This window comes from Odoribacter laneus YIT 12061, from assembly GCF_000243215.1.
Lineage (GTDB): Bacteria > Bacteroidota > Bacteroidia > Bacteroidales > Marinifilaceae > Culturomica > Culturomica lanea.
The window spans coordinates 1,648,892-1,673,721 of record NZ_JH594596.1 but is presented as its reverse complement, the minus strand read 5'-3'; the positions used below and the strand labels follow the sequence as shown (position 1 = coordinate 1,673,721).

Here is a 24,830-nt window from a genome sequence, read left to right as displayed (position 1 = left end):
TGCAATCGGTATACAGTTTTTTACTTTATCTTCCCATTCATGCAGGGAGACCTTCCGGTTACAGGCGCGAGAAATATTGCAGGCCAGCTTACCTCTATCCGTACACAAGAGACGGCCAAAGTCTCATCCATTTTCTTGCCGGACAAATGTAGTTTGTCTTCCTATCGTTCCAGTTGAGCCAACAAATAAAACTGTATGAATGAAGTGTTTACCAAATAAATAACTATTTTTGTATTATGTTTATTAATATCTATGACAAATGTAGAAAACATACTATCACTCATTGATAGCGGAGAAGGCTATAAGGTAGAGTTCAAAGTCCGCGTACCTTCAAAAGTTCGTGAACTCACAGAGGAAATTTGCGCTTTCGCTAATGCAAACGGAGGATATTTACTCATTGGCGTAGATGATAACGGGCAGATCATTGGTATAGATTTAGAGAATAACAAACGTTCAGCCATTCAAGACTCTATCCATGAAATATCTCCGGCTCTCCATTGTGATATGTATGCGGTAAATATCGGCAATAAAACAGTTTGGGTAATTGATGTTCCGTCAGGTAAAGACAAGCCTTATATATTTTCCGGTTCTATTTTTGTGCGTGATGGCGCAAATTCGCAAAAACTTCGTACTGTCGAAGAGATGCGCAGCTTCTTTCAGGAGTGCAACAAAATATTTTTCGACCACATTCCTTGCGATTGGTTCAATATCTATACAGATGCGGACGAACAAGCGATAAAAGACTTTCGCATGGAAGCACAGCTAAGTTCGTCGACTGCCAACAAACAGATATTTGAGAATTTGGAACTATTTACGGACAAAGGAATAACCAAGAACGGTGCAGCTATGTTCTTTGGAAAACAACCCGAACGGAAATTTCCACAGGCCGTAATAAGATGTGTTCTTTTCAAAGGAACAACTAAGGTATATATCATAGATGATAAAACCTTTGGCGGTCCATTATACCAACAATATTTACAGGCTATGGCGTGGCTCGAAAGTAAACTGCAAGTTGCCTATAAAATTGAAGGAGCGGGACCGAGGAAAGAAATTTGGGAAATTCCTCTTACGGTATTTAAAGAAGCCATTATAAATGCCCTCTCCCATCGTGATTATTACGAACAGGGAGCGACCATTACGATAGAAATGTTTGATGACCGGGTAGAAGTTTCCAATCCCGGAGGACTTTTGCCTATCGTAGCCAAAGATTTCGGACACAAGAGCCTGACACGTAATCCATTAATCTTTAGCTTGTTTAACCGAATGCATTTGGTCGAAAGGGTAGCATCCGGTATCCCCCGTATGCAGGAAGCTATGAAAGAAGCCAACCTGTCTGAACCGGAGTTTCATACGGAGGGGATGTTTACGGTAATGTTCAAACGGCAAGCAAAAAACAATGTCGCCGATGACATAGTAAAAGGCATAGTAAAAGGCATAGTAAATGATACTATAAACGAGAAAGAAAAAGCCATTATCAATTTGCTGGCAAAAACTCCTGGTTTAAATGCTTCTCAAATCAGTAAACACATAAGTAAGAGTTTGCGGACGACAATGCGATATATTAAGATTTTACAAGATAAAGATTTAATAGAGTTTAGAGGTGCACCCAAAAATGGAGGATATTTTCTAGCAGACTGATATGATAGTACGTTTATAATTTATCCATATCATATAATTTTTTATTAATTAAATCAATCATTTCATTAGCTGATATTTTGCATTTGTCCGTGCTATCTAATAATTGTTTCAATTTTGAGCAAACATTTTTCTTCGCTAGAATGATATATTGAGTCATTTTTGGTAAACCTTTAACCGATTTATAAAATTCTACTAATTGTTCATATGATGAATCTATATTAGTTAACAATAAATGCAGCGCTTCTTTATTTTCTCTCCAAGATTCTTCAGAAATAATATTATCAGAGACTTGTAATAAACCTTTCAAAGCTCCTACTATTTCCTCAAAAGAGGCAATCCAATTTTGAATAGGTTGCTCGATCTTCATGGCATATTGATTCATCGTTTTAGCAGAAGAATTGATTATACCTTTAGCCAATTGAATTTGATTCACAGGCTTTTGTTCATTGATTATATTCAGTTTCTGAGCATATTCGGAGATTTGTTCACCTATCCAAGCTGTAGAAGCTGTTATTTCATTTAAAGCTTTTACGGCTTCTTCAGATTTCGTGTTCAAAACATCTTGAAACTCTAATAATCCTAATTCTACCACCTCGTCCTCAGTAGATTCTATAATTACAGGCAAATTGGATAAATTCATATTTGTTGTCGAAGATGTATTATTAACATTCCAATTTTTTATAACCTTATATAAATGAGTACGCAAATCATTTTTAAAGTTTTCCGAACCTACATATGTAAAATAATAACAACCTAATTCTGCTATTCGCTTCTGAAAAGATCTAACTTTAGAGTATTGTTCAATATCTAAGGAGTCCAAAGGTACTCCTTCAATATTAAAATACATCATTATATGAACTTTATTTGCTTTTTGATTGCGTTCCAATGCCCGATAAAACTCTTCTTCTGTACCCGATTCATAGTTTAGCGTTTTAGAACCGAATCGAGTCCATAATATTCCTAAAAAAATATCATACTCGTCACCTATTTGAGAATTAATCACGTCCTGAGCATATTCTCCAGTGGAAGGGTAGGTAGATTTTTCCCCTATAAAAAGTGACAATACTTGAAAGAAATATTTTTGCTCTCAGAAGTCGTGGCATAGATATAACTTGCTGAAGATACAGCTAAATATCAATCCGTTCCCGGTCACTGATGGGGATAAAGGAGGATATTTTGACTTTTTCCATTCTTGCAATGAGTTCGTCTCCTAAAGCCCGTTTATCGGAAATATGGCGGCGGACGTTTTCCACGAAAGGATTATTTTCGAATCCTCCTCTTACTTGTTCGAAATCTTTTTGTTTTTGCCGGCTGTTGCCATCTATGCCGAATCCCGTTTGGGCCGTCAATGAAAATTCTTTGTGGGCATCCGCATAGAGCATTTCATCCAAAGATATGACAGCCTCCTTCCAGATGTTGACGATTCGAATAATATCGGAAGAGGTGATGGTGTCGAGGGAAACATCGTACCACTTACAGATGATTTGCCAGGCCCAGTTCCATTCTAATTCGTAATACTGTTGATGTAGGGTGTCGAAAGTTTTATTGATCTGTTCTACCGAGGTGATTTCTCCCGTTTCAATTTGCCGGATCAGATTTTCGATTTCTTTTTGAGGAGCAATCAGGCCTGCTAAATCAATCCATTCTCCTAGACCTTTTTCACTGTTCGGTTGTAGGCGGGCACGAATTTCAGAATCAGCAGTGAATGAAATCTTTTCCAAACGCTTGATTAGTGAATTGCCCAGAAATTTGTTAACGGCTTTGGCGTATAAGACAAGTCCTTTTTCCAGGGAGCTGTTTTTTATACGTGCACTTTGGTAGGCGTATTCTTCGGAAGTTTCTCCTGAAACTTGCCGGAGGGAATTCAAGACTTCCATACCGGTTAACATCTTCTGGATAGAATAAGGGCTGAGTAGGTTGAAGTTAATACAGTCCAGCTGATGAGGATCGGTCCGCTTGTCTCGTTTGGGCCATTTCAGCGCATCCCGGATCGTACCCACACTTCTTAAGTTAACACCCGGGACGAGATAAGTCTGGTTGTTTTTTTCGATCAGATACGAAAAAGGAAGATCTGAAGTGTCCGGATGATTCACATGTCTTCCCATAATCAAAGAAAAAGCTCCGATTTTGGCCGGCCATAAGATATAAGAATCACTGGTGGTTTTAGAACCTCTTTCTACGATACCTTGATGAATAGGACCTAATTTGTAAAGATGATTACTTTGATTAGAGCCACTGCCGGCATTCAAAAAGGAAAACATTCCGGCAATCAGCAAACTGGATTTATGCATGGTTACCGTGTAGGGGCCGGCAAATACAGCGCAAGCTTCCCCGTTTTCTCCCTGACAATTGCTGAAAAATAAGGAATCATGGGCGGAAAAGAGATGACTGAAATGACAGGCCTGACCGATAAAACAACGCATAAGGGTCACTCCGTCCGTAATACGGGAACCGGAAGAAATGATAAAATCTTCGGCTACGACATTGTATCCTACGTATATCGGAGCTAAAACATTACTGTTAATACTTCCGTTTTTTAGGCGGGATGTCCCGTCAATGGTACAATGATCGCCTATCATGACATTCCGGATACTTCCGGCACTTACAATACTTACGTTTTTCCCGATGCGTCCCTTTTCAGAGCTATGGGTTTCTACGTAACGATCAATGAATTGTACCAGTTTTTCTGTGAGTATCGGATAGTGCCGGTATAAAGCTACGATATAGGCTAAGTGGGCAGAGAGATCATTGAAAATCGGAACTTCACGCCCTCCTGTTTCGTTGAGTACGGAAACCAAAACACCGTTTCCGAAAGAACTCTTGCCTTCCGTAACAATCAAGTTGACATTCTGAATGAAGCTATTGTCTCCAATCTCGTAATTAGCAATATAATTTTGAATATTTTCAATCAAAACATTGTTCCCGACACAACAGTTGTGTAAGGTCACATGAAAAAGACCGGAATGTTTCACCAATCCACCTGCCAAGGTGAACGAATCCTGAAATTTTCCCAGATAAATGTCGCCGGAAAAACGAACATGACAAATATGTTCAGGAGTAAAATCTTCTGCAACTTTTATCCGGTTCCAATCGTCTGAAGTACAGTACTGCTGCTGTAAAGCGAGAATTTCTTTCGGGCTTAAATTTCTGTATAGATCCGTTTTCTTCATTGTCATAAGTTTAATTGTAGGGAGCAAAGATAATATTTTGTTCGTTTTTATCGAGCTGTTTTGCTTAATTTTGAAATACTAAGATTTGATAATGAAGTTGTTATGTATTAATTTTCTAAACAAAAGGAAGGTTTGTTTAGAATTTAACAAAGTATTTCGGATTAAATAAAAATGATAAAATCAAAAAGCCTTTGGGAGAAGGGGTTTAAACTTCATCAAGAGGGGAAGGTAGATAATTAATGCAACAAGGGAGAAGAGCATACCTCCCATGGCTCCGATTGCGAAAGAGAACCAGAAAATTTCCTGAGCTCCGGAATATACAAAAGGGATGAGTCCTAATATGGTGGATATAATTGTCAGAAAAATAGGGATGATTTTATGGTTATACGATTTCAAATAGATTTTTATTCCGGTTTGGCGGGTCTTTTGACTAGTAAGATTATATTCGTTGATAAGATAAATACCTGCATTTACGACGATTCCGCAGAGGAGGACAAAAGAGGCAAAGCCGCCTTGGTCAAAATTAAACTGGAAGAGGTAAAAAGTCAGAAATACCCCGATAAAAGAAATGGGGATCATGAGGATAATGATAAAGGGTTGCCAAAGAGATTCGAATAGAATAGCACAAATGAAATAAATAATGATTACAATCAGAAAAAGTAAAATATAAGGTTGGGATTGTTGTTTCCAATTGGTAGATAAATATTTATTTTCGGCTTTAAATCCTAAAGGAAGCTGAAGGTTTAGTTTTTTGATTTCACGTTCCATAACCCGTTTGGCTAATTCGTGAGGACCCAGAAAGTCGTATGCCACTTGAAGGGAATAAACTTGATTTTTCTTATAAATATTATTCCCGCTGGGACGTTTTTCTATGTTTCCGAGATCAGATAATTTGACGGACTGTTTATTCATTGTAATAATGTCATTTTGCAAATGCCAGATGTCAAAATCTTTATTTTCCGAGGATACCAGGGTAATCGGGGTTTGTTGGCCGTAAATAAAAACCGGTTGTAGGCTGTTTCGGTATAATTGTTGTGTCAGGAAATCATAATAATTTGCAGGGGTCAGTTCTTGTTGGGCAAAGCGTTCGAAATTAAAGCGGAGGAAATATTCATTTAAATTTTTCACTCTCCAGTTGTCTGAACCCATGATTTCGGGAGCGGAAACTCTTTGATTACGGGTAAGACTGTCGATCAGCTGCAGGGCAAAATTGTAAAGCATATCGTAATTATATCCGCTGAGTGAAATCCGGTTGCTTTTATAGCCGGATCCCAATGCGTTGGAAAAGAATTGGCCCATACCGTATACGTTCCAGGTAGCACCTCCCAGATCCGTTGCTTTCAACACGAGGGCTTCCTGCAAAGTATGGGGAAAGCTGCTGCTTTCAAATTCCGGCTGGAAGGTGATGATAATGCCTCCGTTATTATAATCGAGTACGTACGTTTGATAAGTTTCGATTTGTTCGTATTGACTGAGAAAATTTTCCATTTTTAATAGTACCTCATTGAGCTGATGTACAGTACAGCCTTCCGGCATGTTTGCCCTTACATAGAGACGGGTACGTTGGGGATCGCTGTAGTAATTGGTGTTGAATACATGCTCCGTAAACAGTCGCAGGCTTCCTCCCAGTAGGGGTTCGAGTTTCGGTTTTAGGGTCATCTGATAGAAACGACTGCCCAATGTTTTGTTATATAAAGCCGGAAAAAAGCCTTGTCGGTCTTTGCCGGCCGTATCTTTTAGTCTTTCGGGTAGGAGATGGAGCGGGATACCGAAACAGAGCAGGATGAATACGAGAAATATTCCTTTCAGAAGGGGACGGCGACTGAAACGGATGAATTTGCCGTATCCTTGGGTAAATTGCACCAGTCGTCGGCGGGACCGGAATAATTTTTTGCCTGTTCGGGATTTCATGGGAAGTTTATCCACTAAAGCCGGAATAAACAAAAGGGCAATGAAGAGGGAAACAGTGAGGTTAATGATGATGACGGAGGAAAAATCCACCAGGTTGGCTCTTTCTTGTTCCGGTAGGAAAAATACGATAATCAGAGCTCCTATGGTGGTCAGAAGAGCAGCCAGAATAGCCAGAAAAGCTTTGCGGTTACGGTAGTAATTGTAGTGGTCGATCATAATGATACTGGTATCAATGATCAGGCCCAGGGAAACCGTGATACCGGCCATGGAGTACAGGTGAATTTCCAGTTGAAATAATTTGTAGAAAATAAAAGCGAGGAGGATATTGGCCAGTAAGGTAATGACGATAAGGAAAAGATAACGTAATTTCCGGCTTACCAGATAAACGAATGCCAGCAGAATGAGAGTGGACATAAGAGTGCGGACATAAATTTTATTCAATTCTTTTTCGATTTCTTTTGAAGAATCGTAGGCGATGATAGTGGAATAATTTTCCGGAAAATGGGCGGATAGTTTTTTCATTTCCTCTTTGACCTTGGCTGTTACTTCCAGGGCATTGATCTGTTTTTCGGCATGGATAGAAAGGTTGATGTTGTTCAGACCGTTAATCCGGTAATATCGGTTGGGTAATTGTTCTTTATATTGGATTTCTGCGATATCCCGGAGATAGATAATTCTTCCCTTGTTATTGGTGAGGGGTATATTTTCCCATATCCGGGTATCAGTTAAGGTATTTTGCTCTTCCGGATTCCGGTTGGATACTTTGTGGAGAGCAGGATTAACCAGGATTACCCGGACGGGAAGAGTATCCCGGGCGCTGGTTTGTTCCGGTATGAGTCCCACTATGTTTTCGGCATTAAAAGCATCAATGGCTTTGGCGATATCCTGGGCAGTAAGACCCAGGGCTTCACATTTATTCGGGTGGAAGCGGATTTCCCATTCATAAGGCGTAGCTCCGTAAATACTCACATCGTTTATTCCTTCGATGCGGGAGATAACAGGCAGGATGTGTTCTTCCGCATATTGCTGAATTTGGGAAGTGGAGTACGGAGCATTTAACGTATAAGAAAGGAGCGTTTGCATTTGATCTCCTGAGACATTGGTGGAGAAATTCGGATAGGTTACTTTTTCCGGTAAATGGGGATATATCTGTTTGATGAGGGTTGCGGTTTCAAAACGGATAGCATCCACATTTTCCTTTTTTTTAATTTCAAGGGTTATTTGTCCCCATCCTTTTCCGGTTGAAGAACGCATTTCCTGAATTCCTTTGATAGATGCCAATACTCCTTCAATTTTTGAAGTAACTTCTTGTTCAATGACCCGGGCAGAGGCGCCGTACCAGTAAAAAGTAAGCGTTAATTCCTGTTGTTGCAGAGAGGGAGTATAACGGATATTCAATTTGGGAATCAGACTTGCTCCGATGATCATAAGGGCTATCATCGTCAGAATGACAGAAAAAGAAGAGAATTTCTGCTTCGTTTTTACGGGATTTACTTTTTCTTGATTCATGCGTTCAGTCTTTTTCTCTTTTTAGCTCTGACGGATTTTGTATATATAATAATACCCCAGGGGAATAAAATAAACACTTACGATTGTTCCCACTGTCATACCTCCGATAATGGCCAGTGAAAGCGGAAATTGCAGATCGGCCCCTAAATTCCCGGTAAATAAAAAAGGGAGTATTGCTAATATCGTAGTCAGGGAGGTCATTATAATCGGTTTAAGCCGTTTGTTGCCTGCCATGAGGATTGCTTTTAGCAAGCCTTTGCCTTCTTTGCGTAATCGGTTGATGGTGTCCACTTTCAAAATAGAATCGTTGATCACGATTCCGCACATCACGATAATGCCGATCATCGACATAATATTGATACTGGAACCGCAAATCCAGAGCAGGAAAAGAGCTCCGAATAAATCGATGCCGATTTCAGACAAGATGATGAGAGGTTGTATCAGCGATTCGAATTGTGCCGCCAGGATAAAATACAGCAATAGCAGAGAAACAACCAGGATGGCGGATAGTTCTTTTATCATTTCCCGGTTGGAATAGTAACTTCCGCTGAAGCTCACTTCGAAATTCCGGTCGGCTGCCACAACCGCTGTGATTTGTTGTGTAATATCCGGAATGTTTTTTTCTTTTACTTCCAGTTGAAGCGGATAGTATTCACCTTCCGCTCCGGAGATAATGTTTTTCAGGTCGTTGATCCGGTTTTCCCTGAGGAGTAAAGAAAGTGGAATATCGATTCCTGCATCATTTTTTACCGTGGTAGTGCGAAGGATATGTTGGAGCGTTTTTTCTTCCTCGCCGAGAAGTACGGGAATCGAATATTCGCCTTCGTTCATATAAAAGATACGGTTTTCGTTGAAAGCACTTTTCAATTTATAGAAAAGGCGGTTATAATCAATCCCATACAAGGTCATCAGATCCGGTTGGGTGAGGAGTTGTACAACTTCTTGCCAGGCTACCGGTTCGATGTGTATGGAGGGGAGTTTATCCCGGATGGAACGGAGTAATTGATTGAGTAGATCGGGTTCCGGGGATTTCCCGTTTATACTTCGGATCCGGGCTACTAAAGTCGGTTCTTTTTCGGCAAAAATCATATCGAAAATATTTCCGGAACTTTCTGTAGAATAAAGGGCTTCCGGATAATTATTTTCCAGATAAGAGCGGATTTTTTCTTTTAAAACCGGAATACTGTCGGGATGGACGGTTTTCAAGTACACAATGGCTTCGGATACTGAATTCTCTTTGGTGTGTGAAAGCAGAAACTTTTGACTACCGGCCATGACTGTATATTGTGAAAGCAAAGGCTTTAGATGATCGGTCAGGCGGGAAGTACGCCTCTCATTTTCAACTGCATTGATACGTTTGTTCCATTCGATATTCAACAGCAAATCGTTTTGCGTGATAGGAGGAAATTTTCTCTTTTCAATTACCAGATAAATTCCGCAGCTACCAGCAATCATTCCGATTAGAATGCCCCAGGTCAGGACCTGATGGCGGAAAATCCATTTCAGTCCGTTTTCATATATTTTCTCATAATCCATCAGATGGAAGCGGGACAGGAAACGGTTACGGGAGCGTTTTTCCTGTTTTTTATAAAACCTATAATAATAAACCGGAATAACGATGAGGGATACAGCCAGGGAAGAGAACAGGCCGATTGTGACGGCCATTGCCTGATCATAAAACAGAGCTCCGGAAATACCGCTCATAAAGATAAGGGGGATAAAAACGGAACAAGTCGTAAGTACAGAACTTAACATCGGAGTAAAAACTTCGTTTGTTCCTTTGATGACAGCAGTTTTCAGTTTTTCGCCTTTGTCCCACTTCTGTGTGATATTATCGATGACAATAATGGAATTGTCGACCATCATCCCTACTCCGAGTACGATACCGGATAAAGAAATAACATTTAGGGAAATACGAGTGACAAACATACAAAGCAGGGTAATAATCAGTGAGATCGGGATGGTCAAGGTAATGAGAAGGGGAGAGCGGAAGTCCTGCATAAAGAAAAAGATAACCAGACAAGCCAGCAGAATACCCACCAGTAGATTTTGGGTGAGATTGTCGATAGAATAATCCAATAGAGCCGTTTGGTCGCGGGTGATGGTAAAATCGATGTGGGGATAGTCCTTCCGAAAAGTTTCCGTCAGTTGGTGAATTTCTTTTTTCAGATCGGACATACGGGCATCGGCTTGCTTGACAATGGCCAAGGTAAGAGCGGATTTCCCGTCTGATTTTACAAAACCGATCTGTCCTTGGGGAACTTCCTTGACTTGGGCCAGATCTTTAATTTGGTACAAACGGCCGTTGATTTTACAATATACATTTTCGATATCTTCTTTTTGGGTCAGGGTAGAAGAAAAACGGATATTGTACTGATATTCCCCATCTCTGATGGTCAGGTTTCCCAAATTGATATTATTTCCCAGAATAGCCTTTTCCAAATCGGCTACTTCTATGTGGAGGGCTTGCAGTTTGGGGAGGTTCGGGATAATTGAAATTTCTGAAAGGATTTGTCCGCTGATATCGACCATGGCTACTTCCGGAATTTGTTCGATTCGCTTAGAGATAACCGAAAGGCCGAATTTACTTAGTTCTATGAATTTCTGTATGTCTGCTGTCTGTTGAGGAATATTCTCTTTCAGGGTGAGATTGAGATAGAAAGCCGGGATATCTGTCGCATTTGCTTTCAGGGTGCGGGGGCGTTCTATGTCTTTGGGGAGAGTGGTGCGGTCTATTTTTTCATTTACTTCTATAAATATAAAATCGATGTCCGAACCGTGTTCAAATTCCATAAAAATAGTGCTGCTGCCATCCCGGGTTTCTGTCCGGATGTTTTTCAGGTGGTTGAGTTGAGTCAATTGATTCCGTAAAGGTTTCACCACGGTGGCATCTAATTCCCGGGCTGAAAGATTTTCTGCAGTAACCTGAACCGTAACTTGCGGGATTTTTACTTCCGGCATTAAAGAAACAGGGAGGAAATTGGCAGCTAATATGCCGAGTACCAATACGGCAATCAGGGACATAGTCACTGCGATGGGTCTTTTTATCAGAAATTCAACCATAGGATTTTTGTTTTTAATAAAAAGCGATATACCTTCCTTATTTTTTAATTTCTACCAGGGACTCATGAGCCAGATTCAAATTGCCTGAGGTAATAATAATATCTCCTTCCTTGAGTTCTACTCTTTTTTCCCGGTTGGCAGTCACCACATAACTATCGTTATTGGTCCTTACAATATGTACATAAGTCCAGTCGGCTTTCCCTTCTTCATTAATTCTGAAGAGTACTTCCTGATTGTCACGGATCAGCACAGCGCTTTTAGGAACGACAAACTGGCCGGGGATAATGCTTTCGACCTGTATTTTTACATTCATCCCATCCAGTAAATGCCCCGGGTTTGGAAATTGAGCGATTACCTTGATTTGTCCGTTTTCATCTACTGTCGGATTAATTTCTGTGATATATCCCGGATATTTTTTATCCGGATTCGTAAAAGTGGCCACTAAAACTTTTTGTCCGGTATAAATGGTTTTCAATTCGTTTTCCAGAATCGTAAATTCTACTTCGAAGGTACGGTCGTTGATGATTTCACAGAATTCGTTCCCTTCCGGGTATTCATGTAAATGGGTGTGCAGATTGGCTATTTTTCCTCCGACGGGCGCCCTTAAAGTGCATTGATCCAGTTGGAAACGGGCCATTTGTAAATGGGCTAAGGCATCGTTATATCCGCTGTGGATCCGGGCGATTCGCATCGTTTCCGGAGGAATTTGCAGGGAATCCCTGATGTTATAACCATATCCCAATAATTTATCTTCCAGTTCGATGGATGCTTTATCCATTTGGTTAAGTGCTTGTTCCCATTGAAGAGCCGCCTCGCAGGTGTCCAATACGGCAATGATCTCTCCTGCAGCGACCGCACTTCCGTTTTTAACATTTAATTGACGTACAATACCGGTGGTTGCAAATTTTAAAACACTTTTGTTCCGGGCTCTTAGCTTTCCGTTACTCAACAACTGACTATGAAAGTCTTTTTTGCGCAGTATAAGCGTATCGACCGGATTTTTTTCTATTTCGTATTTTTTTCGCCCGGTTTCACTTGCCTCCTGTGGTACGGGTGATTTGCAGCCGGTAATGCAAATGATCAATAGTAAAAATAATCTTACGTTCCGGTATTTCATCTTCATTCGGTTTAGAGGTAAAATATTTATAAGCTGGCCCCGAGAGCTCAGTTCTGTATCAATTTGTCAAAATCTTCCGAGATATTCCGGGTTTCCAGGAAATTATATAAGGTAGATTGCTGAAGGGAATAATAATACTTCCAGTAATTGTATACTTCCGTAATAAACCGGCTGACCGCTTCGTCTTTTTCGGTTTGTGCCGTATTGAATTCCAATACACTTAAAGTCCCTTTTTTAAATAATTCCATGGAGAGGTCGTAGCGTTTTTGGGCTACTTCATTTGCTTTTTCCGATATCCGGCATTGGGTAGCCTGATTGTTAAATTGGAGTACCCGAATCATTATATCTTGCTGGTGATCGGTCAGTTGTTGTTTGATCTGGGTTTGGATGACGTTCATCTGGGATTGTGCCGTTTTAACTCTTCCTTTGCCCATACCCCAGTCCATAAGCGGGATTTGAATTCCTAAACGGACATTTTCCTGGTCCTGAGGATTCCGGTAGCTACCATTCAGTTCGGCGGCACTCTGGTTGAGCCCGAATTGGGCAAAAAATTCTGCTTGTGCTCCCCGGTTTGCTTTTGCCTGAGCAATGGCCATTTCGGCCCGTAATAGTAGAATTTTCTGATCCAGCTTAAAAGACGTATTGCGGATCGACAATTCATATACATCTGAATAATTGAGATTCAGGGGGGGAATTGTTTCGGGAAGCGTCAATTCAAAATTCACTCCGGATTGGGGATAACCTAAAAAAGAAGCCAGCTCAAATTGGGCAGTTTTTACTTCTGTCTCCATCTGGCTGATCGTCATTCCGTCGTTAAGCATGCGTAGCTCCAATTGCATAAGATCGTTTTGAGTGACCGTCCCGATTTTAAATCTTTCCTGAGCAATGTGGTAATTCTTTTCCGTATTTTGATAATTTGTCCGGGCCATCTTCATTTTTTGCTGGGCACTGACTAAAGTAAAAAAAAGATCTACTGCTTTTACCGTTACGCCTTCCATGGCTTCCAGATAATTTATTTTCGCTCTTTCATAAGCTTCCGGTTCTATTTTTTTATCCCATTTTAGTTTATTGAAACTCCCGAATATCGGTTGGGTATAAGTGATACTGACCGGATTGGTATTATAAAGATGATAACGCTGGGGTTCAAACTGATCCAAACGCTCCAGACTGGAATACAAGGCTACTTTACCTCCGGTAGCAGCAATATTCTGGTCGATGGAAAGGTTTACACTGTTTCGCATGGCATAGTCCTGTACATACTTATATTCCCCGGTCTCGGAGTTTTGAAGGGCCACCAAACTATGACTGAAATTCGGAGCGACCAAACCTAAATTGAGAGAAGGAAGGAGCTCTGCCCGAAAAGAACGGTATTGCCAATATGCGCTCAGAAATTGATGCCGATAAAGAATGGCATCTGTGGAACGCTGCCGGGCTAACGTAATGACTTCCTGCAAATTCAAATGTTCCGTCAGCGTGAGTTCTGCCTGTCTTTTTTCTTGGGAATAGACTTGTTGGAAAAGGAAAAATGTCGCTAATAATACAATACTTTTCATTCCTGATAAAGTTTGAAATTCCAAAATAGGATTCAGTTCCTTTTTTGTAATCTTGTTTATATTGACAAATTTAGAATTTAATGCAGAAACATGAAAACTTTTAACTAAAAAATTAGTTGTTTTAATGAAAAAATGAATTAGCAGAAATAAAAAAGCTATTGGAGCGGATAAATTTTAAGGATGCGTCGAGTAAGCGGACCTGTTTTAAAGCGGTCGTCTATACGGTAACCGATTACCCAGGCAATTTGATTGGAGGAGAGTAAGAGCAGGCATTCCCTTTTTTGTTTGGGACTGAATTTTAGGTCTGTAAAAAAGTCGCTCAATTTTTTTTGAAGTTTTTTCATACCCAGGGGACAGAAGCGGTCGCCTTTTTCCCAGGAGCGGATGGTGAGGGGAAAAATGGCCTTATCGGCATCCAGACAAGCGATAGCAGGGTTAGTAGGGAGGGGACTTCCGGCGGGGACAAGTTCGAACCGATAGGGAATTCCATTGATTTCATAGTTTCCTGGCTGTTCGATTTGCAGAGGGATAAAGGGAGTGGAATGCGATTCGAAAAGTCTCCAATAATCTCTTCCTTTTGTAAGGATAAATTTTCCGGATATAAATTGTTTTCCCGGAGTGGATTCACTGCTATTCAGGATATCCCGGACCTGGGTTTTATTAAAACCGGTAGGTTTCAGTATTTCATACAATAGAGTATAGGGGGCCGGAGAGGCCAGTATTTTTTGGATATGGAGGAGAACTTCTCCGTTCTTATAGTCGGTAACTTCTTTTTTCAGTTTTTCGATAGCATAGGTATAGATTTCTTCGGTTTCCTTTAGGATTTCGCAATTTTCCCGGATGATATCCAGAAAAGCGGGATTAATTTCCTTGCATACCGGAATTATTTTATGTCTGATTTTATTCCGGACAAATTCCAGCGAATTGTTGGTAGAATCTGTGCGGAATCCCAGTTGGTGTTGTTCGATATACTGCAGGATATCTGTGCGGGAGCAATCCAGGAGGGGACGTAAAAGATCACCGTTGACGGGTTTGATCCCGGTGAGTCCTTTTAGACCGGTGCCGCGGCAGATATTGATAAAAATAGTTTCGGCCAGATCGTCAGCATGATGAGCGGTGACGATATAATCCATCTTTTTTTTGTTTTTCATTTCCCGAAACCATTCATAGCGCAATTCCCGCGCAGCCATTTCAATGCTAATTCCTTTTTCTTCAGCATAACGGTTTGTCTGGAACTGTTTTACACTAAGGGAAATACCGTACAAGTCGCAAAAACGCTTGACGAATTGTTCGTCTCTATTGGATTCTTTGCCCCTGAGGCCGAAATTGCAATGGAGAGCGAGAATGTTCAGATTGAGGTATTTAAACAGATGCAAAAGCGCAATAGAATCCGGTCCCCCGCTAACGGCAATTATAAATTTTGCTTTTTCCGGGATCCGATGAGTTTTTAAAAATTCTTTGATAATTTCCTGCATTCTATTTATCTATCCAAAAATATGAAAATGAACCGAAATTCGTGATTTATATTTCGCTTAGTTCCAGCCAGCGCATTTCTTTTTCATCCAGCAATTCAATAATTTTTGCTATCCGTTGGGATTGTTGTAACAATTGGTCGTTGGATAGTGTTCCGGAATTGAGGGCCGTTTCTATATCGGTCTTTTCTGTATTCAATTGCTCTATTTCTTGTTCCAGTTGCTGCATTTCCAGCTTTTCCTTATAACTGAGTTTTCGCTTTTGCGTTTTGTCAGTTGGCCCGGAAGGTTGTACGGCAGCTTGCTGAGTTGTTTGTTTTTTTTGTTCTTTCTGCCGTTGTTCTTCTTCCTCCTCTTTTTTATTCTTATATTGAGTATAATTCCCGGGGAAATCCTTGATTATTCCGTTCCCTTCAAAGGCAAAAATCCGGTCGGAAACTTTATCCATAAAAAAACGGTCGTGTGAAACGATAAGCAGGCAGCCCTTGAAACTTTTCAGGTATTCTTCCAGCACATTTAGGGTGACAATGTCCAAATCGTTTGTCGGTTCATCCAGAATTAAAAAATTGGGATTACGCATCAGGACTGTAAGTAAATAGAGGCGTCTGCGTTCCCCTCCGCTTAATTTTTCAACCAGGGAATATTGCTGTTTATCGGTAAAGAGAAAATATTCCAGAAATTGAGAAGCGGATAAGACGCGCCCGTTTCCCAAATCGATACGTTCTGCTATATTCTTTACAATGTCGATTACCCGGTCTGTTTCCTGAAATTGTATCCCGGATTGTTTATAATATCCGTATGCCACGGTTTCCCCGATTTCGATTGTGCCGCTGTCGGGAGCTAAATTCTGAGTGATGATATTCAGAAAAGTTGATTTTCCGATTCCATTTTTTCCGACGATTCCGATTTTTTCACCCCGTACAAATTTGTAAGAGAAATCCTGAATCAGAGTATGATTTTCAAAACTTTTACTGATATGTTCCAGTTCCAGGATTTTTTTTCCTAAACGCTGGCCTTTGATGTCCAGTTCCAATGTTTTTTCATCGGTTTTCTGGGAAGCGATTTCTTTAATTTTATAGAAATTGTCGATGCGGTAACGGGCTTTGTGACTACGGGCCTGTGGCATACGACGCATCCATTCCTGCTCTGTCCGAAGCAGATTTTTGGCTTTGTCTATGGTTGCATTCCGGGTTTCAATCCGTTGGGCTCGTTTTTCCAAATAATACGAATAATTTCCTTCGTAAGTGAAAAGTCCGAATTCATCGATTTCGATGATGTGGGAACACACCCGATCCAGAAAATATCGGTCGTGGGTAACCATCAGTAAGGTTACATTCGATTTTTCCAGATACTCTTCCAACCATTCTGTCATTTCGATATCGAGGTGATTGGTCGGTTCATCCAGAATCAGAAAGTCCGGATTGCTGATCAGAACTTTAGCCAGGCCCACTCTTTTTCGCTGTCCTCCGGACAGGTGGGCAATCTTTTTTTCGTAAGTGTTTATTTTGAGCTCCGATAAAATCTGTTTGATGGTATTGTCGTAATCCCAGGCATTATAAGTATCCATTTGGGGAAGTAATTCTTCCAGTTGCCGGAGGTCATTTTGAGCCACAGCTTTTTCATAGGCTTTGATCAGATTTAAGATAGGAGAATCGGAACTGAAAACTTCTTCAAAAACCGTGTTTTCCTCTTGGAGGGCGGGATTTTGTTCTAAATAGCCAATTGTAATATCGTTACGGAAAATAACGCTTCCGGATTCCGGACTGTCTTTTCCGGCAATAATTTGTAAGAGAGTGGATTTGCCCATCCCGTTTTTGGCAATCAGGGATACTTTTTGGTTTTTTCCTATACCGAAAGAGATGTTTTCAAATAATAATTGTTCGCCGAAACGTTTACTTAAATTTTCTACTTGTAAATAACTGATCATAAATTTGAATATACTGAATGTGGAGCAAAGGTATTAAAATTATGGATTTGATAGAAATGTTCAAGTGGATAAATGTTTAAATGCGGAGAGGGGTAACGATACTTTCTACTGGCTTGACATTCGTCTGGCAACTCACGGTTTAACGAACCTTGGGTTCGGATTACGATGACAATCGGGAAGTTGCTTTCCTTAATCCGTAAAGCCTGAATCCGGCAATGTGGCTGTTCATTCTTTAACTGTTGGGACGCTCCGATTTAAAATTGCGGATCAGATAGCTTTTCCTTTCTTCTTCGGGAAAGCGTTCGATCGCATAACGGAGGGCGGTCCGGGGCATTCGGTTATACCGCTTCGCCAGAAAGTCCGTCAGGGTCTGTTTATCTTTTTTACCGATTTCCCGGAGGAGCCAGCCTACTGCTTTCTGAATAAGATCGTGGGAATGTTGCAGTAATATATCTGCTATGGCTAATCCGTCTTTAAAATCTCCTTGCCGGATAAAATGCATACAACTGACCATAGCGATTCTTTGTTTCCACAAATGATTGCCTCTGGCCCAGTCGTATAAGAGAGAACGGTCTTTGTCTGCCAGCCATTTTCCCAGAATTTTATAACAGGAAAGGTCCACCAGATCCCAGTTATTGATATAATCGGTATGGGTAATATAAAAATCAATGCATTTCTCCTGCTCTTCTTTTGTTTTCCGGTGTTCAAATTGGTAGACTAAAATCAGCAAGGCGGTCAGCCGGCATTCGTGCCAGGGGGAAATGATCAGTTCTTCCAGCACTTCGGGAGGGGCTTGGTGGTATTTCCGGGCAATATTTCTTTGTTCCGGTACGGTAACTCCTAAGAAAAGATCTCCTTCTCCGTATTCTCCTTTGCCGGTTTTAAAAAAATGAGAGAGATGACGGGCTTTTTCCGGATTACCGGCAGCTTTTAATTCACAGACAATATCAGATGAATTCATAAAATTTTTTTGTAAACGATGTTAAATGAAAATTCAAAATAAGCTTTTTTCTTTTTCTTTTTTCCTTTTTAAATAATAAAAATAACAAACAATTTTAAATTTGCAGATCATTCGGTTCGTTTTTACTGCCATACAGTTTGTGAAAAGGAAAGAAATGAAATTTTTAGATAGTGTTAGTAAAAAACGCTCTATTGTTATTAAAAAATAAAGGGAAAAAAGGGAGGTTTATCTTTTTATGTGTATTTTTACCACATAATTAAAATGGATATTTATGTCTAAGATTATTGCTGTTGCCAATCAAAAGGGAGGTGTGGGGAAAACGACAACTTCTGTTAATTTGGCTGCTAGCTTGGCAGTGCTGGAGAAAAAAGTTTTGTTAGTAGATGCTGATCCGCAGGGAAATGCTACGTCTGGTTTGGGGTATGAGTTAAAAGAGTTGGAGAATGCGACGATCTATGAATGTATTGTGGATGGATTGGAGCCGGAGAAAGCTATTTTAAAGACAGAGATTGAAGGGTTGTTTTTGTTGCCTTCTAATATTGATTTAGTGGGAGCAGAATTGGAAATGCTTAATTTTGAAAATCGGGAGAAAGTTTTATCCAAGATATTGAATTCGATCCGGGATAATTACGATTATGTGATTATCGATTGTTCTCCTTCTTTGGGTTTAATTACGGTTAATTCTCTTACGGCTGCTAATTCTGTCATTATTCCGGTTCAATGTGAATATCTGGCTTTGGAAGGGTTGGGAAAATTACTCAATACGATTAAAATTATCCAGAAACGCTTGAATACTGAATTGGAAATAGAGGGATTTGTCCTGACCATGTACGATGCTCGTTTAAGATTGTCCAATCAAGTGGCAGCTGAGGTAAAGAAGCATTTTGAAGATATGGTTTTTGAAACGATTATCCAGCGGAATACAAAATTAGCGGAAGCGCCCAGTTACGGACAGCCTGTTATCCTTTATGATGCAGAATGCCGGGGGACGGTAAATTATCTGAATCTGGCCAAAGAATTATTACGGAAAAACAACGAGGAATAAAAAGAAAACCGAAACATTCAGATAAAGAAAATACCGTGTGGCTAAAAGAAGAAATAATCTTTTAAGGAATTTAAGATATAGTGTAAAGCTGTTGTAATGTTAGAAATATGGTAAAAAGAAGTGCATTGGGAAGAGGTTTAGGAGCGCTGATTACAGATGCGGCTGAAGATCCCAAGCAGCGGCCGGAAGCTGTTGCTGCTATTCAAGAGCTGAGATTGGAAGATATTCGTCCGAATCCTTTTCAACCCAGGACGGAATTTGACGAGGAAGCTTTGAATGAATTGGCTGCTTCAATAAAGTCGATAGGGATTGTACAACCTATCACTGTACGGGCTATAGAGGAGGGTAAATATGAGATAATCGCCGGAGAGCGGCGTTTCCGTGCTTCTAAAATTGCAGGAGCAGAAACGATTCCGGCCTATATCCGTAAAACCGAAGACGAGAGTTTGCTGGAATTGGCTTTGATCGAAAACATTCAACGGGAAGATTTGAATGCAATAGAGGTAGCTATCAGTTATCAGCGTTTATTGGATGAATGTAAATTGACTCAGGACGGATTGAGTGAACGGGTAGGTAAAAAAAGAACGACTATTACCAATTATCTGAGACTTTTGAAGTTACCGGCGCCGATACAATTGGCCATCCGGGATAAAAAGATCAGTATGGGGCATGCCAGGGCAATTATCGGCATTGAAGATCCGGAAACTCAGTTTATGATTTTCGAACAAATTCTGAAGTATGATTTTTCTGTCAGAAAAGTGGAAGAAATCGTTCGGGAATTAGCAAATCCGAAAACGGAAGGAGAAGAAAGAACTCTTTCTCGGAAAAAAACGGAAATCGGGGATTATATTGCTTTGCAGAAACATTTGGCTCAGCGATTTAATACCAAAGTCGAATTGAAACGGAACGAAACCGGAAAAGGGAAGATAGTGATCAGTTTTAAATCGGACGACGAACTGGAAAAAATTATTGGTTTACTGGATAAAGTCGGAGGATAATCGGAGAACGTGAAGAAGTTATTATTGATATTATTCATCTGTGTACTGGGAATAGAAATTAGGGCTCAGTATGTTCCTCCCCAACCTGACACACTATTTGTGGCAGCGGATACACTTTCAATTCAGGAAGTTATAAATAAAAAACCGCATTCTCCTCATAAGGCTACTATTCTGGCTTTGGCATTGCCTGGGGCAGGTCAGATCTACAATAAAAAAGGCTGGTGGTGGAAATTGCCCATTTTATACGGAGGAGTGGGAGCTACTGTATACGGCTTGAGTTGGAACAGTAAGCAATTTAAAAAATATAAAACAGCTTTTATCGACTATACTTTATATATTGAGGCTAAAGCCGAAGATCCTGATTTGCCTTATCCTCAAAATCCTTCCTGGGATAAAGTGTATATTGGAGGAGGGGTTGAGAATTTTACCCCCCAGCAGCAGTTGAATTTTCAAACTCAATTGAAAAATAAGAAAGACAGTTTTAAACGAAACCGGGATTTACTTTATATTACAATGGGGGCTATCTATGCTATACAAGTAATTGAGGCTTGTGTATCGGCTCATTTTTACGATTTTGAAATCAATGAAGACCTGAGCTTTAATGTTCAACCGAATGCGTTTTATACGCCTGCAAACGGAAATTCGGTCGGTCTCACTTTAACTTTAAATTTTTAATCTGAAAGATAATGGTGCGTTTATTTGTTGTGTTGGTGTTGTTAGGAATCAGTTCGATGGGAAAGGCTCAGGGAAGTATATCGAACGATACGTTGGTTACAGAACAATCTCTTCGGGATAGTATTGCGGATTCGTTTATTCGCACAATTGACGAATCTTATACTCAGTGGTCCCAGGAATTTCAGCGGGAAATGGAATATGTGGATTCGACTTTCTTAATGGAAAATTTCAGGCAGGTTCCTTACTTTCCGGATTCTGTTTATTTATATCGTCTGGATTCATTAAATTCTGCCATTACATTGTCTTATAACAATATCGTCCGGAATTTTATAGAATTGTATACGGTGAAAAAGCGTCAGCAGCTAGCTACCATGCTGGGATTGAGTGAATATTATTTTCCTTTGTTTGAGGAAGTTCTGGCGGCGAATTCAATGCCTTTGGAATTGAAATATTTACCGGTAATTGAAAGTGCGTTGAATCCGGTGGCCCGTTCCAGGGCCAGAGCTTGCGGATTATGGCAATTTATGTATCCTACCGGTAAAATGTATAAATTGGAGATTAACTCCTATATCGATGAACGTTATGATCCGGCAAGGGCTACGGAAGCTGCTATCTGTTATCTGAAAGATCTTTATAATATTTATGGGGACTGGATACTGGTGATTGCTGCCTACAATTGCGGTCCCGGAAATGTAAATAAGGCTATTCGCCGTTCCGGAGGTAAGAAAAATTACTGGGATATTTATTATCATTTACCCCGGGAAACACGCGGGTATGTGCCGGCTTTTATTGCTGCCATGTATTCATTTAATTATTATAAAGAGCATAATATTTACCCGATAGAGAGTACTTTACCCCGTTTATGTGATACTGTGATTATCGAGAAGGCTTTGCATTTCGATCAGATTTGTAAAAATATGGAGGTGTCGGTGGAGGAATTGAGAGATATTAATCCGCAGTATATTAAGGATATTATTCCGGCCGGTTTCGGGAAAGCTTATGTTTTGAAAATGCCGTATAATTATGTGTCCGGTTTTATCGATAATCAGGATTCCATATTTGCCTACAAAAGAAAGGTATACTTTGACGACAGCGACCGTACGGCAAATCCCAACGAACGGTTTAAAAAGTATGCTTATGTAAGTGGAGTTTCTGGAGATAAAGCCCGTTTGGTATATACTGTAAAGAGTGGAGATGTGCCGGGAGCAATTGCCGCTAAATTTAATGTACGCTTAGCTGATTTGAAATATTGGAACAATCTGAACCGGAAGATGACCATACGGGTCGGACAAAAATTGGTGATTTATGTATCGGCTAAAAAAGCCAACCAATATAAAAATAAGGCCACTTATGTCGGTAAGGTAACCAATGAGACGGATGCGCCGAAAGTGGAAACGATAGACGGCGAATTTGTATACTATACGGTTAAAAAGGGAGAAAATCTTTGGTCTATCGCCAAAAAATATCCGGGAGTTTCCAATAAAGATATCATGCGTTGGAACGGTATTAGCGAAAGTAAAGTAAAAGATATCCGCCCTGGTCAAAAATTGAAAATTAAGATCTGAATCTTTTCTTCGAATTTAAACTTTCACGTATTTCTGCCTCTGGTTTTTTCCGGCCGATAAAAAAGAGGTCCGTATAAACGGACCTCTGGTAGCGGTACCGGGAATCGAACCCGGGTTTCAAGAATGAGAATCTTGCGTCCTGACCCCTAGACGATACCGCCTTTTAAAATCTATTTTAGATTGGCGGGACAAAAATAGAATTGTTTTTTGAATTGTCCAAATGAAAAATTGAAAATGTGAAAATTTCCGTTTCCCTAACATTTTTGGGTTTATTGCGTTTTATAGGAATATAAAACCAATAATTATGGAAAAGAAGGTAGCGGAACAAATTGTAGAAATGTTAGTTGAAGCCGGAGTGAAACGGATATATGCAGTGACAGGGGATAGTTTAAACCAGATAAATGATGCGGTCAGGCGCAATGGAAAGATTCAATGGATACATGTACGGCACGAGGAGACCGGGGCTTTTGCGGCGGGGGCGGAAGCTCAGTTACACGGTGGTTTGGGTTGCTGTGGGGGAAGTAGCGGTCCCGGTCATGTGCATTTGATAAATGGCTTATATGATGCTCATCGTTCGGGAGCTTCTGTGATTGCGATTGCTTCGACGATTGTTTCGGAGGAATTCGGGACCCATTATTTTCAGGAAACCAATACATTGAAATTATTCAGCGATTGTAGTTTTTACAACGAGCTGGCTATTACTGCGGAACAGGCACCCCGGATGTTGCAGGCAGCTATGCAGAAAGCTTTGACCCGTAAGGGTGTCGCTGTCATCGGGATACCTGGAGATTTGGCCTCAGCTGCTACCGATAAGGGATTATCTTCTCCTTGTATTTTTCCTGCTCCCGCTGAAATTTGTCCTTCTCCAGGGGAACTGCAGCAATTGGCTTCTCTTTTAAATCATGCGGTCAAGATCACTTTATTTTGTGGCATAGGTGCAAAAGATGCCCACGATGAGTTAGTGGAGTTGGCGGGACTTTTAAATGCTCCGGTAGCCTATTCATTTAAAAGTAAAATGGAAATCCAGTACGATAATCCTTATGAAGTAGGAATGACGGGTTTGTTGGGAATGCCTTCCGGATATGATAGTATGCATGAGGCGGAGGTGCTCCTCATGTTGGGTACGGATTTCCCTTATGCTTCTTTTATGCCGGAACACAATACAATCGTGCAAGTGGATATCAATCCGGAGCGATTGGGGAGGAGAGCTAAAATACAGATGGGGCTTTGCGGGGATATAAAAACGACCTTGCGGGCTCTTATTCCTCTGATAGAACCGCATGCCGACGATTCTTTCCTGAAAAAACAGTTGGCGGATTATGCAAAAGTGAGAAAACGGTTGAACACTTATGTAGAAGAAAGGGGGAGTGAGGAACGTATTCATCCGGAATTTGTCATGTCTATCATCAACGGATTAGCCAAGGAAAATGCAATCTTTACCGTCGATACGGGGATGACCTGCGTATGGGGAGCCCGTTATTTACAGGCTACCGGAAAACGGAAAATGCTGGGATCCTTCAATCACGGTTCCATGGCGAATGCTATGCCGCAGGCTATCGGGGCAGCCTTGGCTTTTCCGGACCGGCAGGTGGTGGCTTTGTGTGGGGACGGGGGATTATCGATGTTGTTGGGTGATTTGAGTACCATTGTACAATATCATCTTCCTATAAAAATCATTGTCTTTAATAATCGGGCGTTGGGAATGGTAAAATTGGAGATGGAGGTGGCCGGGCTACCGGATTGGCAGACTGATATGTTAAATCCGGATTATAGCCGGGTAGCTGAAGCCATGGAAATTCCAGGGTATAGTATACTAGCTCCGGGGGAGGTCATGCCGGTTTTAAAAGAGGTATTTAAAAGAGAAGGTCCGGTATTAGTCGATATCAAGACCGACCCAGATGCTTTAGCTATGCCGCCAAAAGTGGAATGGGCTCAGATGACCGGTTTTGTACGGTCCATGTATAAATTATTGATGAGTGGGAAAAGCCGGGAAATAATAGATACCATTCATTCCAATTACAAACATATTCGGGAAGTATTGTAAAAATTATTTCCCCCACGGGGACGGACCTTTTTTGCTGAATCTGATCGAATCGTTTCTAAGAGGGGGGAGAATAGAGGAGAGAATACCTTTGTATAAAGTTCAGAATATTAAAGCTATATGTAAAATTTATTTTGAAAATTATTTCTCCGATGTATCTGTTTATAATAATTATTTCCCCCACG

Annotated in this window: 15 protein-coding genes and 1 tRNA gene; 6 read left to right on the top strand and 10 right to left on the bottom strand. The window is 40.6% G+C overall.

Features of this window, described 5'->3' with window-relative positions; all coding sequences use genetic code 11:
* Nucleotides 1-252: 252 nt before the first annotated feature.
* On the top strand, nt 253-1,638 hold the full coding sequence (locus HMPREF9449_RS06960) for an RNA-binding domain-containing protein (protein WP_009136546.1): 1,386 nt from the start codon (nt 253-255) through the stop codon (nt 1,636-1,638).
* A 13-nt stretch (nt 1,639-1,651) separates the two neighbouring features.
* On the opposite strand, the gene HMPREF9449_RS06955 is transcribed toward HMPREF9449_RS06960, so the two are convergent.
* From HMPREF9449_RS06955 to HMPREF9449_RS06915, 9 genes are all read right to left on the bottom strand, one after another.
* The gene (locus tag HMPREF9449_RS06955; protein ID WP_009136545.1) at nt 1,652-2,701 is read right to left on the bottom strand and encodes a hypothetical protein; all 1,050 of its coding nucleotides are present in this window, start codon (nt 2,699-2,701) and stop codon (nt 1,652-1,654) included.
* 64 nt (nt 2,702-2,765) lie between these two features.
* On the bottom strand, nt 2,766-4,808 hold the full coding sequence (locus HMPREF9449_RS06950) for a DUF4954 family protein (RefSeq protein ID WP_009136544.1): 2,043 nt from the start codon (nt 4,806-4,808) through the stop codon (nt 2,766-2,768).
* A 180-nt stretch (nt 4,809-4,988) separates the two neighbouring features.
* The gene (locus HMPREF9449_RS06945; RefSeq protein WP_009136543.1) at nt 4,989-8,228 is read right to left on the bottom strand and encodes an efflux RND transporter permease subunit; all 3,240 of its coding nucleotides are present in this window, start codon (nt 8,226-8,228) and stop codon (nt 4,989-4,991) included.
* A 21-nt stretch (nt 8,229-8,249) separates the two neighbouring features.
* Entirely contained in the window at nt 8,250-11,291 is a 3,042-nt protein-coding gene (locus tag HMPREF9449_RS06940; RefSeq protein WP_009136542.1) for an efflux RND transporter permease subunit, read from the bottom strand.
* 37 nt (nt 11,292-11,328) lie between these two features.
* Nucleotides 11,329-12,408 (bottom strand): efflux RND transporter periplasmic adaptor subunit, encoded by a 1,080-nt coding sequence (locus HMPREF9449_RS06935; RefSeq protein ID WP_009136541.1) that lies wholly within the window; start codon nt 12,406-12,408, stop codon nt 11,329-11,331.
* Nucleotides 12,409-12,455: 47 nt separating this feature from the next.
* Nucleotides 12,456-13,961 carry a TolC family protein gene (locus HMPREF9449_RS06930; protein WP_009136540.1) on the bottom strand — a complete coding sequence of 502 codons (1,506 nt, stop codon included), beginning with the start codon at nt 13,959-13,961 and terminating at the stop codon, nt 12,456-12,458.
* Nucleotides 13,962-14,116: 155 nt separating this feature from the next.
* Entirely contained in the window at nt 14,117-15,436 is a 1,320-nt protein-coding gene (tilS, locus tag HMPREF9449_RS06925) for a tRNA lysidine(34) synthetase TilS (protein WP_009136539.1), read from the bottom strand.
* A 46-nt stretch (nt 15,437-15,482) separates the two neighbouring features.
* Nucleotides 15,483-17,360, bottom strand: a complete 1,878-nt coding sequence (locus HMPREF9449_RS06920) for an ABC-F family ATP-binding cassette domain-containing protein (protein WP_009136538.1) — start codon at nt 17,358-17,360, stop codon at nt 15,483-15,485.
* Between the two features lie 232 nt (nt 17,361-17,592).
* Nucleotides 17,593-18,321 (bottom strand): DNA alkylation repair protein, encoded by a 729-nt coding sequence (locus HMPREF9449_RS06915; protein WP_009136537.1) that lies wholly within the window; start codon nt 18,319-18,321, stop codon nt 17,593-17,595.
* Between the two features lie 271 nt (nt 18,322-18,592).
* On the opposite strand from HMPREF9449_RS06915, the gene HMPREF9449_RS06910 reads away from it, so the two are divergent.
* From HMPREF9449_RS06910 to HMPREF9449_RS06895, 4 genes are all read left to right on the top strand, one after another.
* Nucleotides 18,593-19,366 (top strand): ParA family protein, encoded by a 774-nt coding sequence (locus tag HMPREF9449_RS06910; RefSeq protein ID WP_009136536.1) that lies wholly within the window; start codon nt 18,593-18,595, stop codon nt 19,364-19,366.
* Between the two features lie 107 nt (nt 19,367-19,473).
* Complete coding sequence (locus tag HMPREF9449_RS06905) at nt 19,474-20,364, top strand: ParB/RepB/Spo0J family partition protein (RefSeq protein WP_009136535.1); 891 nt, start codon at nt 19,474-19,476, stop codon at nt 20,362-20,364.
* Nucleotides 20,365-20,373: 9 nt separating this feature from the next.
* Nucleotides 20,374-21,039, top strand: a complete 666-nt coding sequence (locus HMPREF9449_RS06900; protein ID WP_009136534.1) for a DUF5683 domain-containing protein — start codon at nt 20,374-20,376, stop codon at nt 21,037-21,039.
* An 11-nt stretch (nt 21,040-21,050) separates the two neighbouring features.
* Nucleotides 21,051-22,604, top strand: coding sequence for a lytic transglycosylase domain-containing protein (locus HMPREF9449_RS06895; protein WP_009136533.1), 1,554 nt, complete (start codon nt 21,051-21,053; stop codon nt 22,602-22,604).
* An 86-nt stretch (nt 22,605-22,690) separates the two neighbouring features.
* Here HMPREF9449_RS06895 and HMPREF9449_RS06890 read toward each other — a convergent pair.
* Nucleotides 22,691-22,765 (bottom strand) — tRNA-Glu (locus HMPREF9449_RS06890).
* Nucleotides 22,766-22,908: 143 nt separating this feature from the next.
* Between HMPREF9449_RS06890 and HMPREF9449_RS06885 the strand changes: the two genes are divergently transcribed.
* Nucleotides 22,909-24,648 (top strand): ubiquinone-dependent pyruvate dehydrogenase, encoded by a 1,740-nt coding sequence (locus HMPREF9449_RS06885; RefSeq protein WP_009136532.1) that lies wholly within the window; start codon nt 22,909-22,911, stop codon nt 24,646-24,648.
* The last annotated feature ends 182 nt before the right edge of the window (nt 24,649-24,830 follow it).

What these genes read in the sequence shown, in the direction of transcription:
- HMPREF9449_RS06885 (WP_009136532.1), top strand. Translation starts at nt 22,909, where the DNA reads ATGGAAAAGAAGGTAGCGGAACAAATTGTAGAAATGTTAGTTGAAGCC.
- HMPREF9449_RS06895 (WP_009136533.1), top strand. Translation starts at nt 21,051, where the DNA reads ATGGTGCGTTTATTTGTTGTGTTGGTGTTGTTAGGAATCAGTTCGATG.
- HMPREF9449_RS06960 (WP_009136546.1), top strand. Translation starts at nt 253, where the DNA reads ATGACAAATGTAGAAAACATACTATCACTCATTGATAGCGGAGAAGGC.
- tilS (WP_009136539.1), bottom strand. Translation starts at nt 15,436, where the DNA reads ATGCAGGAAATTATCAAAGAATTTTTAAAAACTCATCGGATCCCGGAA.
- HMPREF9449_RS06915 (WP_009136537.1), bottom strand. Translation starts at nt 18,321, where the DNA reads ATGAATTCATCTGATATTGTCTGTGAATTAAAAGCTGCCGGTAATCCG.
- HMPREF9449_RS06945 (WP_009136543.1), bottom strand. Translation starts at nt 8,228, where the DNA reads ATGAATCAAGAAAAAGTAAATCCCGTAAAAACGAAGCAGAAATTCTCT.
- HMPREF9449_RS06935 (WP_009136541.1), bottom strand. Translation starts at nt 12,408, where the DNA reads ATGAAATACCGGAACGTAAGATTATTTTTACTATTGATCATTTGCATT.
- HMPREF9449_RS06950 (WP_009136544.1), bottom strand. Translation starts at nt 4,808, where the DNA reads ATGAAGAAAACGGATCTATACAGAAATTTAAGCCCGAAAGAAATTCTC.
- HMPREF9449_RS06920 (WP_009136538.1), bottom strand. Translation starts at nt 17,360, where the DNA reads ATGATCAGTTATTTACAAGTAGAAAATTTAAGTAAACGTTTCGGCGAA.
- HMPREF9449_RS06905 (WP_009136535.1), top strand. Translation starts at nt 19,474, where the DNA reads ATGGTAAAAAGAAGTGCATTGGGAAGAGGTTTAGGAGCGCTGATTACA.
- HMPREF9449_RS06930 (WP_009136540.1), bottom strand. Translation starts at nt 13,961, where the DNA reads ATGAAAAGTATTGTATTATTAGCGACATTTTTCCTTTTCCAACAAGTC.
- HMPREF9449_RS06940 (WP_009136542.1), bottom strand. Translation starts at nt 11,291, where the DNA reads ATGGTTGAATTTCTGATAAAAAGACCCATCGCAGTGACTATGTCCCTG.
- HMPREF9449_RS06910 (WP_009136536.1), top strand. Translation starts at nt 18,593, where the DNA reads ATGTCTAAGATTATTGCTGTTGCCAATCAAAAGGGAGGTGTGGGGAAA.